Origin of the sequence: Flavobacterium faecale, assembly GCF_003076455.1 — a bacterium.
Lineage (GTDB): Bacteria > Bacteroidota > Bacteroidia > Flavobacteriales > Flavobacteriaceae > Flavobacterium > Flavobacterium faecale.
In genome coordinates, this window is the sequence record NZ_CP020918.1 from 1,116,131 (window position 1) to 1,131,404 (window position 15,274).

15 protein-coding genes and 2 tRNA genes are annotated in these 15,274 nt (G+C 34.3%); 12 read left to right on the plus strand and 5 right to left on the minus strand.

All coding sequences use genetic code 11. The annotated features are described in order from the left end of the window. Position 1 precedes the first annotated feature (1 nt). On the minus strand, positions 2 to 1,069 hold the full coding sequence (locus FFWV33_RS04950) for an NADH:flavin oxidoreductase/NADH oxidase (protein WP_108742458.1): 1,068 nt from the start codon (positions 1,067 to 1,069) through the stop codon (positions 2 to 4). A gap of 201 nt (positions 1,070 to 1,270) precedes the next feature. Here FFWV33_RS04950 and rseP point away from each other — a divergent pair, with 201 nt between their 5' ends. The 5 genes from rseP to FFWV33_RS04980 all read left to right on the plus strand — a co-directional run bounded on the left by rseP (position 1,271) and on the right by FFWV33_RS04980 (position 5,472). Further along, positions 1,271 to 2,614: an RIP metalloprotease RseP gene (gene rseP / locus FFWV33_RS04955; RefSeq protein WP_108739888.1), complete on the plus strand. Its 1,344-nt coding sequence runs from the start codon at positions 1,271 to 1,273 to the stop codon at positions 2,612 to 2,614. 133 nt (positions 2,615 to 2,747) lie between these two features. After that, positions 2,748 to 2,821 (plus strand) — tRNA-Asn (locus FFWV33_RS04960). Between the two features lie 80 nt (positions 2,822 to 2,901). Continuing rightward, positions 2,902 to 2,975, plus strand: a tRNA-Asn gene (locus FFWV33_RS04965). A 552-nt stretch (positions 2,976 to 3,527) separates the two neighbouring features. Next, entirely contained in the window at positions 3,528 to 3,815 is a 288-nt protein-coding gene (locus tag FFWV33_RS04975; RefSeq protein ID WP_108739889.1) for a GIY-YIG nuclease family protein, read from the plus strand. Between the two features lie 334 nt (positions 3,816 to 4,149). After that, positions 4,150 to 5,472 (plus strand): IS4 family transposase, encoded by a 1,323-nt coding sequence (locus FFWV33_RS04980; protein ID WP_108739890.1) that lies wholly within the window; start codon positions 4,150 to 4,152, stop codon positions 5,470 to 5,472. A gap of 265 nt (positions 5,473 to 5,737) precedes the next feature. On the opposite strand, the gene FFWV33_RS04985 is transcribed toward FFWV33_RS04980, so the two are convergent. Next, positions 5,738 to 7,186: an IS1182 family transposase gene (locus FFWV33_RS04985; protein ID WP_108739214.1), complete on the minus strand. Its 1,449-nt coding sequence runs from the start codon at positions 7,184 to 7,186 to the stop codon at positions 5,738 to 5,740. Positions 7,187 to 7,336: 150 nt separating this feature from the next. Here FFWV33_RS04985 and FFWV33_RS04990 point away from each other — a divergent pair, with 150 nt between their 5' ends. Then, positions 7,337 to 7,630 carry a GIY-YIG nuclease family protein gene (locus FFWV33_RS04990; protein WP_108739891.1) on the plus strand — a complete coding sequence of 98 codons (294 nt, stop codon included), beginning with the start codon at positions 7,337 to 7,339 and terminating at the stop codon, positions 7,628 to 7,630. Positions 7,631 to 7,705: 75 nt separating this feature from the next. Here FFWV33_RS04990 and FFWV33_RS04995 read toward each other — a convergent pair whose 3' ends face one another. Next, positions 7,706 to 8,107: a DUF2452 domain-containing protein gene (locus FFWV33_RS04995; RefSeq protein ID WP_108742459.1), complete on the minus strand. Its 402-nt coding sequence runs from the start codon at positions 8,105 to 8,107 to the stop codon at positions 7,706 to 7,708. A 246-nt stretch (positions 8,108 to 8,353) separates the two neighbouring features. After that, positions 8,354 to 8,809 carry a DinB family protein gene (locus tag FFWV33_RS05000; protein WP_245891661.1) on the minus strand — a complete coding sequence of 152 codons (456 nt, stop codon included), beginning with the start codon at positions 8,807 to 8,809 and terminating at the stop codon, positions 8,354 to 8,356. A gap of 75 nt (positions 8,810 to 8,884) precedes the next feature. Here FFWV33_RS05000 and FFWV33_RS05005 point away from each other — a divergent pair, with 75 nt between their 5' ends. The 5 genes from FFWV33_RS05005 (at position 8,885) to FFWV33_RS05030 (ending at position 13,391) form a co-directional block, all read left to right on the plus strand. After that, positions 8,885 to 9,241, plus strand: coding sequence for an arsenate reductase family protein (locus FFWV33_RS05005; protein ID WP_108739892.1), 357 nt, complete (start codon positions 8,885 to 8,887; stop codon positions 9,239 to 9,241). A 671-nt stretch (positions 9,242 to 9,912) separates the two neighbouring features. After that, positions 9,913 to 10,773 carry a YicC/YloC family endoribonuclease gene (locus FFWV33_RS05015; protein ID WP_108739894.1) on the plus strand — a complete coding sequence of 287 codons (861 nt, stop codon included), beginning with the start codon at positions 9,913 to 9,915 and terminating at the stop codon, positions 10,771 to 10,773. Positions 10,774 to 10,870: 97 nt separating this feature from the next. Next, positions 10,871 to 11,443: a guanylate kinase gene (gene gmk, locus FFWV33_RS05020; RefSeq protein ID WP_108739895.1), complete on the plus strand. Its 573-nt coding sequence runs from the start codon at positions 10,871 to 10,873 to the stop codon at positions 11,441 to 11,443. A gap of 327 nt (positions 11,444 to 11,770) precedes the next feature. After that, the gene (gene nadD, locus FFWV33_RS05025; RefSeq protein ID WP_108739896.1) at positions 11,771 to 12,382 is read left to right on the plus strand and encodes a nicotinate (nicotinamide) nucleotide adenylyltransferase; all 612 of its coding nucleotides are present in this window, start codon (positions 11,771 to 11,773) and stop codon (positions 12,380 to 12,382) included. A 232-nt stretch (positions 12,383 to 12,614) separates the two neighbouring features. Beyond that, positions 12,615 to 13,391, plus strand: a complete 777-nt coding sequence (locus FFWV33_RS05030) for a LuxR C-terminal-related transcriptional regulator (RefSeq protein ID WP_108739897.1) — start codon at positions 12,615 to 12,617, stop codon at positions 13,389 to 13,391. Positions 13,392 to 13,424: 33 nt separating this feature from the next. Here FFWV33_RS05030 and FFWV33_RS05035 read toward each other — a convergent pair whose 3' ends face one another. Further along, a complete protein-coding gene (locus FFWV33_RS05035; RefSeq protein ID WP_108739898.1) occupies positions 13,425 to 14,324 on the minus strand; it encodes a LysR family transcriptional regulator in 900 nt (299 codons plus the stop codon). Between the two features lie 178 nt (positions 14,325 to 14,502). Between FFWV33_RS05035 and FFWV33_RS05040 the strand changes: the two genes are divergently transcribed. Further along, positions 14,503 to 15,273: a type 1 glutamine amidotransferase domain-containing protein gene (locus FFWV33_RS05040; RefSeq protein ID WP_170111538.1), complete on the plus strand. Its 771-nt coding sequence runs from the start codon at positions 14,503 to 14,505 to the stop codon at positions 15,271 to 15,273. Position 15,274: the final 1 nt, after the last annotated feature.

A 15,274-nucleotide genomic window follows, 5' to 3' on the forward strand; every position in this document is an offset into this window, starting at 1 on the left:
ATTATTTTAATTGAGCACGTTCATATTGTTTTGGCCATTTGATTGTGTCGTCTAGATCGCGAGCAAATTGGAGCGGTAAGTTTGGATTTCTGAGTGATTCACGAGCAAACATTACTAAATCTGCATTTTGATCAGCCAATATTTCTTCTGCTTGTTGCGCTTCGGTAATTAATCCCACAGCACTTGTTAACATACCAGTTTCTTTTTTGATTTTTTCGGCAAAAGGTACTTGGTAGTTTGGCGCTACAGGTATTTGTTGGTAAGGTACCAATGCTCCCGTAGATACATCAATAAGATCCACACCTTTATCTTTTAAAACTTGACTCAAACGTACGGAATCTTCTAATGTCCATCCGCCTTCGGCCCAGTCGGTTGCAGATATGCGAACAAAAATGGGTAAGTCTGCTGGCCATTCAGTTTGCACAGCAGCCAACGTTTCAAGCGTAAAACGAATGCGGTTTTCAAATGATCCACCGTACTCATCTGTTCTCAAATTTGATAAAGGAGACAAAAATTGATGTAGCAGGTAGCCGTGCGCGGCATGAAGTTCAAGAACTTCGTATCCTGCTGCTAATGCTCTTTTGGTTGCCGATTTAAACGCTTGAACGATAGTGTCTATTTGTGCTTTGTCAAGTGCTACGGGTGCTGTTTCTTTGTCTGAAAAGGCAATTGCTGATGGTCCAACTGTTGTCCAGCCACCATCAGACGGTGCTAGTTGTTGGTGACCCAACCACGGTGCGGCATGACTTGCTTTGCGACCTGCGTGTGCCAACTGGATACCAGGTACGCAGTCTTGTGATCGGATGAAGTCTGTGATTTCTTTCAGTTTTTCGATCTGAGCATCGTTCCACAAACCTAAATCTTCGGGAGAAATACGACCCTCGGGTAAAACTGAGGTAGCTTCTTGAATAATAAGTCCGGCACCACCGCTAGCACGACTGCCCAAGTGTACAAGATGCCAGTTGTTGGCAAACCCATCAATGGCAGAATACTGGCACATAGGCGAGATAACTATGCGGTTTTTTAAAGTGACTTTTTTGATTTCTATAGGTGAAAATAATATTGACATAATAAGGATGTTAACTGTTAATTCTATTTTGTGTTTGTTATGCAATTGCATTAGATAGGTAAAATTAAGCCATCTTCTTTAAATGAATCTTAAATTAAACGGCAATTAACAAACATTTAAAAGGTTATGCTGTATTATTGTAAAATAAATATAATAGAAAAGCTTACTTTTGTGAGTTGAAAAAAGAATTAAAATTTTAAAATGGAATTATTTATCAAGCTTTCTCAATTTTTATTGAGTCTATCATTACTTATTATCCTTCACGAATTAGGACATTTTATCCCCGCTAAGTTATTCAAAACCAGAGTCGAAAAATTTTATTTATTTTTTGATGTGAAATATTCACTATTGAAGAAAAAAATAGGAGAAACAGAATATGGTATCGGATGGTTACCATTGGGAGGTTATGTAAAAATCTCAGGAATGATTGACGAGAGTATGGACAAGGAACAAATGGCATTGCCACCACAGCCTTGGGAATTTCGTTCAAAACCAGCATGGCAACGTTTGATCATTATGTTGGGTGGTGTTACTGTAAATTTCATTTTAGCTTTTGTAATCTATATTGGTATGGCATTCACTTATGGTGATACCTATATCGCAATGGAAGATTTGCAAGATGGTTTATTGATCGAAAATCCAGTTTTGGATAAAATCGGTATTAAAACAGGTGATAAAATCTTGGCAGTAGATGGTGAGAAAATTGCAAAATTTGATACAGACATTATCATGAAAGTGATTCTGGCAAAAAAGGTTTTGATCGAAAGAAATGGTGCCGAAGCGACAGTTACGATGCCTAAAGATCTTGTGGATCAATTGTCAAAAGTAGAAAAAGGTAGTTTGATCTCTATACGTATGCCGTTTGTAATTGGTGCTGTTGCTGCAGAATCGAGAAACACCGCTTTACAACCCAAGGATTTAATCTTGTCTTTGAATGGTCAGAAAATCAAATATTTTGACGAAGCTAAAACTATTTTGGAAGCCAATAAAAGCAAATCGATTGCTGCAGTTGTTTTGCGCGATCAAAAAGAGGTACCTGTTTCATTGCAAATTAATGCAGAAGGAAAACTTGGGGTGCAGCTTGGAGGTTTAGGAATGGACTCTTTGGAGAAATTAGGTTATTACAAAATACGCAAACAAGAATTCACATTCTTTGAAGCGATTCCAGTTGGAATCGAAAAAGGGAAAGATCAGTTGATCGGTTACGGAAAACAATTAAAGATGATCTTCAACCCAGATACGGGTGCTTACAAACAAGTAGGTGGTTTTAAAGCAATATTTGATATTTTTCCGAGTACATGGAGCTGGGAGGTTTTTTGGAGACTGACTGCTTTGTTATCAATTATGCTTGGAGTTATGAACTTATTACCTATTCCGGCCTTAGATGGTGGGCATGTTATGTTTTTACTTTATGAAATTGTAAGTGGTAAAAAACCATCAGATAAATTCTTAGAAAATGCACAAATGGTTGGTTTTGTTTTACTTATCTCATTGCTTTTATTTGCTAACGGAAATGATATTTATAAGGCTATAATTGGCAAGTAAAAAAAAGTAAATTTTTTTTATTTTTTGCTTGCAAATATTAAATTTAGCTCTATCTTTGCAACCGCTTAGACAAACAAATACAACGTTCTTACTAAGTGCATTAATATACCTGTACGCAATACAATATACAGTTTCCTTCTTAGCTCAGTTGGTTAGAGCATCTGACTGTTAATCAGAGGGTCCTTGGTTCGAGCCCAAGAGAGGGAGCTACAAAAAATCCAGTTTCTGAAACTGGATTTTTTAATTTTTATGGAGACGTATATCTCCTTTGTTGTACATATATAGTTTCCTTCTTAGCTCAGTTGGTTAGAGCATCTGACTGTTAATCAGAGGGTCCTTGGTTCGAGCCCAAGAGAGGGAGCAAAAAAAATCCAGTTTTACGACTGGATTTTTTGTTTTTAATTCAAATTGGTTTTTTTTCTCAGTGGTATATCTCTTAGCTCAGTTGGTTAAAACATCTGACTGTTAATCAGAGTCCCGATAGCTATCGGGATTGGTTCGAGCCCAAGAGAGGGAGCAAAAAAAATCCAGTTTTACGACTGGATTTTTTGTTTTTAATTCAAATTGGTTTTTTTTCTCAGTGGTATATCTCTTAGCTCAGTTGGTTAGAGCATCTGACTGTTAATGATCCCGATTGCTATCGGGGCGAATAGCTATCGGGATTGGTTCGAGCCCAAGAGAGGGAGCAAAAAAAATCCAGTTTTACGACTGGATTTTTTGTTTTTAATTCAAATTGGTTTTTTTTTCTCAGTAGTATATCTCTTGGCTCAGTTGGTTAGAGTATCTGATTGTTAATCATCCCGATTGCTATCGGGGCGAATAGCTATCGGGATTGGTTCGAGCCCAAGAGAGGGAGCAAATTAGAAAAGCCTGACAGTGATGTTGGGCTTTTTGCATTTCTAAAAAGATATTTATGAATATAGTCTACATTCTTTTTTCAGAAAAACTAAATAAGTTCTATACTGGGTTTACGGAGAATCTACAGGAAAGATTGCTATTTCATCAAAATGCTGAATCTAGGAAGTTCACTTATAATGCAGATGATTGGTCTGTGTTCTTAACAATTGAATGTGTTTCAAAATCACAAGGTTTAAAGATTGAAGCTCAGATAAAATCAATGAAAAGTCAGGTTTACATTCGAAATTTAAAACTATATCCTGAAATGATTGAAAAACTACATCAAAAATATTCTGACTGTTAGTCATCCTGATTGCTATCGGGGCGAATAGCTATCGGGATTGGTTCGAGCCCAAGAGAGGGAGCAAAAAAAATCCAGTTTTACGACTGGATTTTTTGTTTTAATTCAAATTGGTTTTTTTTTCTCAGTGGTATATCTCTTAGCTCAGTTGGTTAGAGCATCTGACTGTTAGTCATCCCGATTACTATCGGGGCGAATAGCTATCGGGATTGGTTCGAGCCCAATGTCATTAAGTTAAGGTTTTACATAGCTGATTAATAGTTATTTAATTGGTTTTAAAATATCAATTCTATAGTATTTTTCGTATATTTATACTGTAAAATATATAGTTTTGAATATGCCAAAGAACTCAATTGCGATAGTTGAAATACTAAAAGAAGTGATATTTAGTGATAAAATAAGAATTGAATTTAAAATGAATGATAAAGATTTTAGTCGAAAACGTAAACAGCCTTTTGGAGAAGTTTTACTTTTCATGTTCAATTTGTTGAGAAAAAGTTTGGCAATAGAAATTGATAGTTTTATAAATCATCTTAATTCAAAACTCGAATCCAAGCCTATTAAAAATTTCACTAAAAGTGCTTTTGTTCAGAAAAGACAAAAGATAAATCCAGCGGTTTTTAAATATTTATCGAGAGTAATTATGGAAAACACTTATGTTGAAAGAAATATAAATGTCCAACTATTTTATGGTTATAGACTCCTTGCAGTTGATGGTTCTATGATTACTCTACCCTATACAGAGAATTTAAAAAATGTATTTGGAGTATCAAAAAACAACACTAAAACAGTTCTAGTGCAAGGAAGAGCTTCTGTTTTGTATGACGTACTGAATCGTCTCGCATTGGATTCTTCGTTGAATAATTCAGCATTGGGAGAAAGACAATTGGCATTGAAACATTCCGATTATTGGGCCAAGAACGATTTGATTATATATGATAGAGGCTACGTGGGTTATGATTTTCAGTATGAACATTTTAAAAAGAATATAGATTATTTAATCAGAACAAGTCTTACCCATAGTGACCTAATAAAAGATTTTGTAAAAACCAAGAAACAATCAGCCATAGTTGATTTATTTCCAAATCAAAAACACGCTATAGTTGATAAGCAATACACAAAAGAGACATCGCTAAAAGTTCGATTAATTAGAATCGTTTTGTCTAATGGAGAAATTGAAGTTTTGATGACATCTTTATTGGATAGTCAAATTTTTCCAGCCAGTATATTTAAAGAATTATACTTTTTGAGATGGGGGATTGAAACATTTTACGACGAGTTGAAAAACAAACTCAAATTGGAATACTTCACGGGTTATTCCAAAGCAAGTATAGAACAGGACTTTTTCTGCACGATATTCATAAGTAATTTGCAATCGACCATTGTAAATGACTTACAAGATGACTTAAAATTAAAGAACAAAAACACAAAACTGGATTACAAGATCAACACAAACTTGTCTTACGGTTTTTTAAAAAATAGAATACTAGAGTTGCTTTTTAAAGAAGCTCCTTTAGATGAAGTATTCGAAGAATTAGAAAATCTATTTCTTAAAAATACAGTTCCAATTAGATTAAATCGGAATAACAAACGAAAAGTAGGTAAATATCTCAATCGAAAAAGACCTTTAGTACTTAAAAATCAGAAAGATGCAATATGAAAATTGCTTAACTTAATGACATTGGGTTCGAGCCCAAGAGAGGGAGCAAATTAGAAAAGCCTGACAGTGATGGAGGGCACTGAAAAACATCGCATATTTTGATTATCATCGTTTTTTAGACAATAAAAAAACGCTTGTAACAGGAGTTATATAATCCGTTGCAAGCGTTTTCCTTTTTAATCTTGATTTTTAATGTTGGTTCAATAAGGCTATTTTGAGTTTAGCTAGAGTCATTTTGAGTAATGCAGCAGTAGCTTTCATTTTTCTACATTAATTTGAGTATTCTTTTTAAGTTGACTGCGAAAATTGCTATTGCACCTTGCATTTGCATATTGGTAATGCCATATGATATTGCTCTATCATAACCATGTACATTTTTCAACTCACTATTTTTCGCTTCTATTTTATATCGATGTTTTGCTTTTTCTTTGTAATAGTCAGTTTCTTGAAAGCTGATTTGTTCTTGGTGTAAGTCCGATTTTATCGACACCGAATATGTTTTTGTCTTGGATCCTTCTTTATAACAACCCTCTTTTAAAGAGCAGGTCTTACATTTTTCCACATCAAAATAGTAGGTTTGTATTTGATTGGTTCCAACATTTTTTTTACCTTGGCGAGCCTTTCGTATGGCCATATGACCAGCAGTGCAAACAAATCTATCGGCATCTTTATTATAGTCAAATTTATCTTCGTCTTTTCTAGCTCCTTGTGCTATTGTAACATTTAGTCTGGCTACCACTTTAATATTTTGCTCCCTTGTGAGTTTGAGATTTTCTTTTCCTGTATAAGCTCCATCCCCAATAATAGTATCAACATCAATTCCGTTTTTTTGACTAATCGCTAAAAGTCTAGGTAATTCTGGTCCATCCCCTTTTTCACCTGATGTGACTACAGCCGCTGTAATGATGCGCTCCTCGGTCATAGCTAAGTGAGTCTTATATCCAAAGAAAGAACTATCAGCAGATTTATGACCCGTTTTAGCATCTGCATCTTTTGATAAGGTAAAATTTTCTTGAGTGTCTTCTACAGTTTCTTTGAGTAGATTTAATTTCTCTTTCACAGCTGGAATCGAACTTATTGACGGCTCATTTTCAATGCGTTTTTCCAACTCTTTACAATAAGCAAGTTCCTTCTCTAAGTCATTGTCTGTATTTTTTTCAGGCATATGTTCTTTGAATTCCTGCTCAAAGCTGTATACTGTTTTTCGCAGTAGCTTGGAACGTTCTCTCAATACATCGATGGCTAAAAATGGATTGGATCTTGATAAAGTATGTGTGGCATCAACGATGATAGACTTCGAACGAATAATACCTTTTTCGATAGCAATGGTGACTGTTTTGTTTATCAACAGATTTAATAGGTCGGTATCCTTTAAACGTAGTTTTCTAAATTTTGTTAACGAACTCGGATTGATAACATCGTCTTCTGGATTCATATCCAAAAAATATTTGAAGGACATATCGTATTGAGAACGCTCCACGACATCAATATCGGAAACAGTATAGATTGTTTTAAGTAGTAAATACTTAAACATACGAACGGGACTTTCTGCCATTCGCCCATTATTGGGACAGTACTTATTTAACAACTCATCGTAAATGAATGAAAAATCAATCAAATCATTAATTTTTCTTAATAGATTTTCTTTTGGAACTATTAAATCATACAACGAAGAATACTCGCTGAATTGTATTGTTTGTTGTTGTACTAACATCTAAAAAACACTTATAATTAGATTTAAATATAAGAAAAAAGGAGTAGAAATCCATAGATATCTACTCCTTTTTATGTGTCAATTTATTAGAAAGACTTTTTCAGTGCCCTCCAGTGATGTCGGGCTTTTTGCATCTGTAAAAAAATATTTATGAATATAGTCTACATTCTTTTTTCAGAAAAACTAAATAAGTTTTATACTGGGTTCACGGAGAATCTACAGGAAAGATTGTTATTTCATCAAAATGCTGAATCTAGGAAGTTCACTTATAATGCAGATGATTGGTCTGTGTTCTTAACCATTGAATGTGTCTCAAAATCACAAGGTTTAAAGATTGAAGCTCACATAAAATCAATGAAAAGTCAGGTTTACATTCGAAATTTAAAACTATACCCTGAAATGATTGAAAAACTACAAAAAAAATATTCTGACTTTCAGTCTTAACGAAAAAAGCCATTCAATTTCTTGAATGGCTTTTTTCGTTATAATCAGTTATAAATGTAATTTAGAATTTCGGTTTTACTGGTGCAGCACAATCCATTTTTTGTCACTGTTTAGTTGAAAAGTACCTAGGTGCTCTTTATTCCACTCCGTAGGTCCAATTAGTGATAAAAAATTGACACCCTTATCATCTCTGTATAAATGATAAATTTCGCCTACAATCGGTTCAAACGAAAATTTTGCATTATAAACCAATTCGTTCCATTCATACTCCTCGATTAGTTTTTGATATTGCATTTTGAGTTCGGCAAATTTGCTTTCAAATTCTTTATTTACATTGCTCACACCTCTGCTCTTCCACGACACAATATCATCTACCCTTATCACAGGCGCACCTACATTGGTTGCGTACGGTAGTAGATTAGCGTTATATCCTTCCTCGTCTGAAAACACAATGTTATCGGGTTTTTTACTTTCCATGGTAATTATTTTATAAAACTGCGCTACTTGATCACCTTCAAAAAATTTGTATTGTACAGATGAAAAGCAAAATCTTAGTTTTTTGTTTATTGTTTTTACCACAAAGTTAAACAAAAAAGAGAATCATCCGCATGTTGACACCATATTTCAGTTTTTTATGATATAAATTTAAGCTTTTTCCAAAAATAACCCCACAACAATCCTATTGTTAGAACTGTTGTGGGGCCGTAGATTGAAAAATTCTGCTTATACCAATTTCTTCAAGCGCATCATAATTCCTATGTGCATCCCTTCGTGAAAAACATTGAAACTAAAAGCATCAGCAATATCTTTGATCACAAAACCCGTTGAGGTTGGATATTCATCATAGTTAGCAAACAATCCGTTAGCAAAGTCTATTTCAGTTTGTGCAAGTGTGCTGGTAAGCAAACTTTTAATTTCAGCAACCTCTTCGGCCGTAGCAGGAGCAGTAACTTCAGTCCCTTTTTTATATCGTTCTACCAACGCATCAGAAACCAATATTGGTACGCCAGCAAATTTATAAACCAACAATTGTTGTGTAACCACCATGTGTGCAATATTCCAAATTAAATTATTGCGATATCCGTCTGGAATCGCGTTTAATTGCTCCAGCGTAAAATGATCCATAAACTGTCCGGCTAAATTTCGTTGTATTTTAGAAACTTCAAATATTGATTCCATCTTTTTAATTTTTTGCTAAAAATACACAATTTGCGCCTGAAATAAAGTTACTTTGCATCTAGAAATTATACCATCATGAACAAAATATACTATTTAGCTAGTTGCGACACTTGTAGAAAAATCATCAAAGCCCTACCAAAAAACCTTGAATTGGCTTACCATGACATCAAACAAGATCCAATAACCGAGGTAGAGTTAGAGCAATTGCACCAATTAGCAGGCAGCTACGAAGCCCTTTTTAGTAAAAAAGCAGTTTTATACAAAACTTTAAACCTAAAGGACAAAACCCTAACCGAAGAAGATTATAAAAAGTACCTCTTAGAACATTATACCTTTTTGAGTCGTCCGGTTTTTGTCATCGGTGACGAAATTTTCATAGGCAACACGCAACCAAACATCCTGAAATTGCACAAAAAATTAGGATTAGTATAGTCAAGCATTATCTTTATTAGGGCGTGTCAGCAGTAAAAAAAGGGGCTTTATCTTGCATGCGCTCATAAAGCCCCTTTTCCTACTGCTGTCAGGCTATCCATGCTACTTCGGTAGCTTATTCCTATCCTTCACGCGAAACTTCAATCGTGAGAAATATTTTTGATTTAAAATCAACGATTAACGATTTCAGATTTTACAGGATTAACAAAACGATTTCGGTAAAGAACATCGTTAATCAAAAATCTAAAATCATTTTTTCCTCCAACACTTATATGAGCTTACATATTTATATGTTTTTAACTTTTATGTACTTTAGCATAGGAAAAACTTATATGGCTTATATGGTGAAAAAATGCTGGGCACAGTTTCTAAATAACATTTAAAGTTATTTTCGATTAAAGACCAACAATTAACGATTTCAGATTTGTTGGAAACAGAAAAACGATTATCGTACACAACATCGTTAATCAAAAATCGTTAATCAAAAATCTTAAATTTCCTTTTTTTCCAATGCTTATATGTTCTTTCATTTCTTATCTGTTTTAAAAATTCAGCGCTAGTGCAATAAACAATACTTAAATGGTTAATAAACTCCCCGTTTCCTCTCAGAATCTCTTGATAACCATTCAAAAAAACTTTTTCCGTATATTTGACCATTCTTAGAAAATAGTATGATACAATCAATGACGGGTTTTGGTAAAGCAACTTTGCAATTACCAACCAAAAAAGTTACCGTAGAGGTAAAATCACTTAATAGCAAAGGCCTAGACCTAAACACTCGAATGCCTTCTTTATATCGCGAAATGGAATTGGGCCTTCGTACCCAACTAGCGACAAAACTGGAAAGAGGAAAAGTAGATTTTTCTATTTTTATCGAAAGTACTGCTGAACAAACATCGACTAAAGTTAACGTACCAATTGTAAAAGCTTATATCGGTCAATTACGTGAAGTATATCCTGAGGCTGACGAAACCGAATTGATGAAGATGGCTGTGCGCATGCCTGACACCATGAAAACGGAAAGAGAAGAAATTGACCCAACCGAATGGTCGAAAATTCAGGTTGTCATTGAAGAGGCAGTTCAAAATATTTTGAATTTCCGACAAGATGAAGGAATGTCATTAGAAAGAGAATTTCAATTGCGAATTGGAAACATTCGTCAGTATATGGAAGAGGCGCTAGCGTTGGAGCCAGAAAGAGTACAAGCGATCAAAGACCGTTTACAAACTGCTATTGCAGAACTAAAAGTGAATGTAGACGAAAATCGTTTTGAACAAGAACTTATTTATTACCTAGAGAAACTAGATATTACTGAAGAAAAGGTTCGTTTGACCAACCACTTGGATTATTTTTTAGAAACTATTAAAGGAACTGAAGCCAATGGTAGAAAACTAGGTTTCATTACCCAAGAAATGGGAAGAGAAATCAATACCATGGGGTCTAAATCCAACCACGCACAAATGCAAAAGTTGGTCGTACAGATGAAAGACGAATTGGAAAAAATTAAAGAACAGGTATTAAACGTATTGTAATCCTCAAAAATGCCGAAAGCAAATTTGGAGGAGAATAAACTGAATTATTTTTTTAACACAAATACATGTCTCTCGTTTGGGGAGGCTAGAAGGGACTATGAAAACAGGAAAATTGATCGTATTCTCAGCACCATCAGGGTCTGGAAAAACCACTATTGTTAGACATTTATTAAAACAAGAGGAACTAAATCTTGAATTTTCGATCTCAGCAGCCACACGTGAAGCACGCGGGGAAGAGGTGAGCGGAAAAGATTATTATTTCATGTCTCTAGACCAGTTCAAAACCCATATCAAAGGTGAGGACTTTGTAGAATGGGAAGAGGTATACCGCGATAATTTTTACGGAACCTTAAAAAGTGAAGTTGAGCGTATCTGGGCATTAGGAAAAAACGTGATTTTTGATATAGATGTTGCGGGCGGATTAAGAATTAAATCTAAATTTCCTGAAGAAACGCTTGCTGTTTTTGTAAAACCACCAAGTGTTGACGAATTGAAACGAAGACTTAAAGAACGCTCTACCGAAAGTGATGACAAAATCAATATGCGTATCGCCAAAGCACACGTAGAGCTTGCCACGGCACCACAATTTGATGTCGTAATCAAAAATTATGATTTAAGCGAAGCCTTAATTGAGGCACATCAATTGGTAAAAGATTTTATTTCAAAATAAACATCAAACTTGCTAGGAGCTACCTTTTTGAAGGTTTTAGTGCTTTTTCATAGAGTTGTTTTTTAACTTTGGATGGTGGTTTTGTTATATTTCGATTCAAAATAAGGTGAAACTAGCCATGTTATTCGCAAAAACGTTACATAAAAAATTTCGTAATCGCTTTTTAACAGATGATTTTTTATAAGTTTGATATTAATGAGTTGTTGATCTCAGAAAAGTCAACTGTCAGAAAACCTAAAATTATATTTTAAGTAAATTTGCACACAACTTTAGAGTAGTTTAAAACTTGCCTCAGAACACTGTAATCTTAACCAAAAGTAAATCACAATGAAAATAGGACTTTATTTCGGAACCTTCAATCCCATTCACGCAGGACATTTGATCATTGCCAACCACATGGTAGAGCATACAGATTTGGATCAAGTATGGATGGTAGTTACGCCACACAATCCTTTAAAGAAAAAATCTTCGTTGCTTGACGATTACCACCGTTTACACATGGTGCATTTGGCAACCGAAAATTATCCAAAATTAAAAGCTTCAGATATTGAGTTCAAACTTCCACAGCCCAATTATACTACACATACATTAACGTACCTAGAGGAGAAGTATGCAAACTATGAGTTTGCACTAATCATGGGTGAAGACAATCTTAACTCTTTGCATAAGTGGAAAAATTATGAAGTAATTCTTAAAAATTACTCTTTATACGTTTACCCTAGATTAGAAACCAAAGACGTGGTTGCAGATGGTGTGGTAAATGGTACTGATAAGTTTGACTATAAAAATAACCCGAAAATTAAAATGATTGACGCTCCGGTTGTAGAGATTTCTTCAACTTTTATTCGAGAAAACATCAAAAGCAATAAAAACGTTCAACCACTTTTATCTCCAAAAGTTTGGGAGTACATTGATCATAATCTGTTTTATAAAAAGTAGGTAGTTTTGTAGTTCGAACTATTTTTTGTACGTTTAACGTAGTTGTTTCCAAAAACAGTACCCATTTCATGTGAAATTTTGATCTGCTAGGAGCTTTATGTGATCTTCAATTAAGAGCATTAAGAGCATTAATAGCGGTGACTTTATTTTATGCTATTCAATCTTACTTTTATAAAAGTGTTAGATTATAGTTAAGGATTTGAGGGACAACGAAACTTATAGATATTTCGCTATGGAACTTTTACAATACGACGACATGAAAAAAACTTGGCACGAACTCGCCAAGTATACAGACGAAGAAATGGATTCTGATTTTAAATTGGAACTATATCGCAAACTACAAAACATTTTTCACGTAGGAGATTTTTACTATTACATTATAAACTTTGGAACTGTTCAAGTAGAATGGATAAGTACTGATGTTACACGTGTATTGGGTGTAGCGCATAAAGAAGATTTTAATTTAGAATTCCTTTTCGAAAATATCCATCCAGATGACAAAGATCGTTTTGTAACCTATGAACGAAAAGCAATCAGCTTTTTTAATGATTTAGAACCATCAAAGGTTTTGAATTATAAATTAAGTTATGATTATCGCGTACAAAAAGCAGATGGGACTTATATCTGGATATTGATGCAATGTGTTCCTATTCAAAGCAATGATGAAGGAGATTTGATTCGTGTTCTAGACATCCATACAGATATTTCACACCTCAAAACAGACAACCAACCTTCGGGATTGTCATTTTTAGGTTTAAACGGCGAACCCTCTTTTATCAATGTTTCTGTTGAAGATACTTTTTTTCAAGTCTCAAAACAACTGTTCACACCACGTGAAAAAGAAGTTATCAAACTCACCATAGAGGGGAACAAAAGTCCAAAAGTTGCGGATATATTAATGATTTCGATTCATACGGTACACACGCACCGTAAAAACATTATGAAGAAATCTAATTGTAAAAACTGGGTCGAATTTTCGTCTAAGGCAATTGCAAACGGATGGGTGTAGCCACAAAATAAGTATTTGTCAAAGTTTATGCTCTTAGTTTGCTACTATTTGCTGCACCGTTGCTGTGATTTCATCCAATAAGCCATCAAAATTGTTGTTCTTTCTGCTCATAACATAAACAGGAGTTTCTGGCATTTTTTGGCTGTCCCATAATAATTGAACCTTTTTCTCTTCCAAATACGATTTTGCATTGCAACTCCAAGTAATTCCTACGCCACTGTTCTTAGCCAACGATGCAACCATTTCAGACTCTGACGGAATAATGTAATTTGCAATAATGGTAGGTCTCTTTTTATCGAAAACATACAACCAAAAAAGCTTTACATGCGGGATGCGTGCATCATAGGTGAACCAGCGTTGCTCGTTTAGCCATGCTTCTATAGCATTATCATCTTTATTATGTATGTGTTTTTGAATGATTGTGAGGTCAATGTCGTTTGAGGCGATAATCACAGGTTTTATAGTACCTGCTAGTTGGTGGATGGTATCAAAGGTGTCCACTTTTTTGGTCATAATAGCAAAGTCTATTTTTTTTGAATTTACCAATTCAAATAGCGTGTCGTCCTCTTCAAAATGGAAATCAATATAGTCAAATTGTTGAATTAATGCGCTACCTATACTGTTGTAAAGGTGTTTTGATATCCCGAGGGATATCAAACGTATAGCATTAAAGGCTTTCGATCTAAAATTGTTTTCTACATTTTCTAATCGATCCAAGGCTTCAATGATAAGATTATTGAGCATGTTGGCATACTCTGTAGGATCAACCCCTTTCGATTTACGATTAAATAATTTGTAACCAACATGCGCTTCTAGCATGCCAATTTGCTGGCTAACTGCTGGTTGACTGATAAACAGTTCTTTGGCTGCCAAAGAGAAGTTTCTGTTTTTATAAACCGACTTAAATGTACGGTACCATTCTAAATTGACCATGATATAAATTTACTTATCACAAACATAATTTAAATTATTTTAACTAATAACACAAATTGCGTAAATTTGTATCATCAATTAGAAACAAGTGTCAAAAAAGCGAAAGTTTGGTCGCGCACACTGAGGAAGCTTTTACTTGTTTTTATTGATGATTGAAAACAATTACAGAATAAATAAAATGAAAAAAATAAAATTAGTTGCCATCGTTTTAGTAATGGCAAGTTCATTAAGTCTAACTGCTCAAAAAGCAAAAAATAAAAACATGAAAAAAGTATTATTCGTTTTAACTAGTCATTCAGATTTAGGAAACACAGGAGAAAAAACAGGATTTTGGGTTGAAGAGTTTGCAGCACCGTATTATGAATTAGCAGACAAAGGAGTAGAAATTGAAATCGCTACACCATTAGGAGGTCAACCACCAATTGATCCAAAAAGTGCTGATGCATCATTTGCTACAGAAGACACAAAAAGATTTGACAAAGACACTGCATTGCAAACTAAATTAAGCAAAACGCATAAATTGGCAGATGTAAAAGAGTCTGATTATGACGCAGTATTTTATCCAGGTGGTCACGGTCCATTATGGGATTTAGCTACAGATAAAAATTCAAGCGCATTAATTGAATCTTTCTACACAAATAATAAACCAGTTGCATTTGTATGTCACTCACCAGCAGTGTTGAAAGATGTAAAAGTAAAGGGTGAATTTTTGGTGAAAGGTAAAAAAGTTACTGGTTTCTCAAACACGGAAGAAGCTGCTGTTGGATTGACAGATGTGGTTCCTTTTTTATTAGAAGATGCTTTACAAGCAAATGGAGCAACTTATTCTAAAGGTGAAGATTGGAATCCTTATGCTGTTGTAGACGGTTTATTAATCACAGGTCAAAACCCAGCTTCGTCAAAATTAGTTGCTGAGAAATTATTAGACCAATTAAACGCAAAAAAATAAG

What these genes read in the sequence shown, in the direction of transcription:
- FFWV33_RS04950 (WP_108742458.1), bottom strand. Translation starts at nt 1,069, where the DNA reads ATGTCAATATTATTTTCACCTATAGAAATCAAAAAAGTCACTTTAAAA.
- rseP (WP_108739888.1), top strand. Translation starts at nt 1,271, where the DNA reads ATGGAATTATTTATCAAGCTTTCTCAATTTTTATTGAGTCTATCATTA.
- FFWV33_RS04975 (WP_108739889.1), top strand. Translation starts at nt 3,528, where the DNA reads ATGAATATAGTCTACATTCTTTTTTCAGAAAAACTAAATAAGTTCTAT.
- FFWV33_RS04980 (WP_108739890.1), top strand. Translation starts at nt 4,150, where the DNA reads ATGCCAAAGAACTCAATTGCGATAGTTGAAATACTAAAAGAAGTGATA.
- FFWV33_RS04985 (WP_108739214.1), bottom strand. Translation starts at nt 7,186, where the DNA reads ATGTTAGTACAACAACAAACAATACAATTCAGCGAGTATTCTTCGTTG.
- FFWV33_RS04990 (WP_108739891.1), top strand. Translation starts at nt 7,337, where the DNA reads ATGAATATAGTCTACATTCTTTTTTCAGAAAAACTAAATAAGTTTTAT.
- FFWV33_RS04995 (WP_108742459.1), bottom strand. Translation starts at nt 8,107, where the DNA reads ATGGAAAGTAAAAAACCCGATAACATTGTGTTTTCAGACGAGGAAGGA.
- FFWV33_RS05000 (WP_245891661.1), bottom strand. Translation starts at nt 8,809, where the DNA reads ATGGAATCAATATTTGAAGTTTCTAAAATACAACGAAATTTAGCCGGA.
- FFWV33_RS05005 (WP_108739892.1), top strand. Translation starts at nt 8,885, where the DNA reads ATGAACAAAATATACTATTTAGCTAGTTGCGACACTTGTAGAAAAATC.
- FFWV33_RS05015 (WP_108739894.1), top strand. Translation starts at nt 9,913, where the DNA reads ATGATACAATCAATGACGGGTTTTGGTAAAGCAACTTTGCAATTACCA.
- gmk (WP_108739895.1), top strand. Translation starts at nt 10,871, where the DNA reads ATGAAAACAGGAAAATTGATCGTATTCTCAGCACCATCAGGGTCTGGA.
- nadD (WP_108739896.1), top strand. Translation starts at nt 11,771, where the DNA reads ATGAAAATAGGACTTTATTTCGGAACCTTCAATCCCATTCACGCAGGA.
- FFWV33_RS05030 (WP_108739897.1), top strand. Translation starts at nt 12,615, where the DNA reads ATGGAACTTTTACAATACGACGACATGAAAAAAACTTGGCACGAACTC.
- FFWV33_RS05035 (WP_108739898.1), bottom strand. Translation starts at nt 14,324, where the DNA reads ATGGTCAATTTAGAATGGTACCGTACATTTAAGTCGGTTTATAAAAAC.
- FFWV33_RS05040 (WP_170111538.1), top strand. Translation starts at nt 14,503, where the DNA reads ATGAAAAAAATAAAATTAGTTGCCATCGTTTTAGTAATGGCAAGTTCA.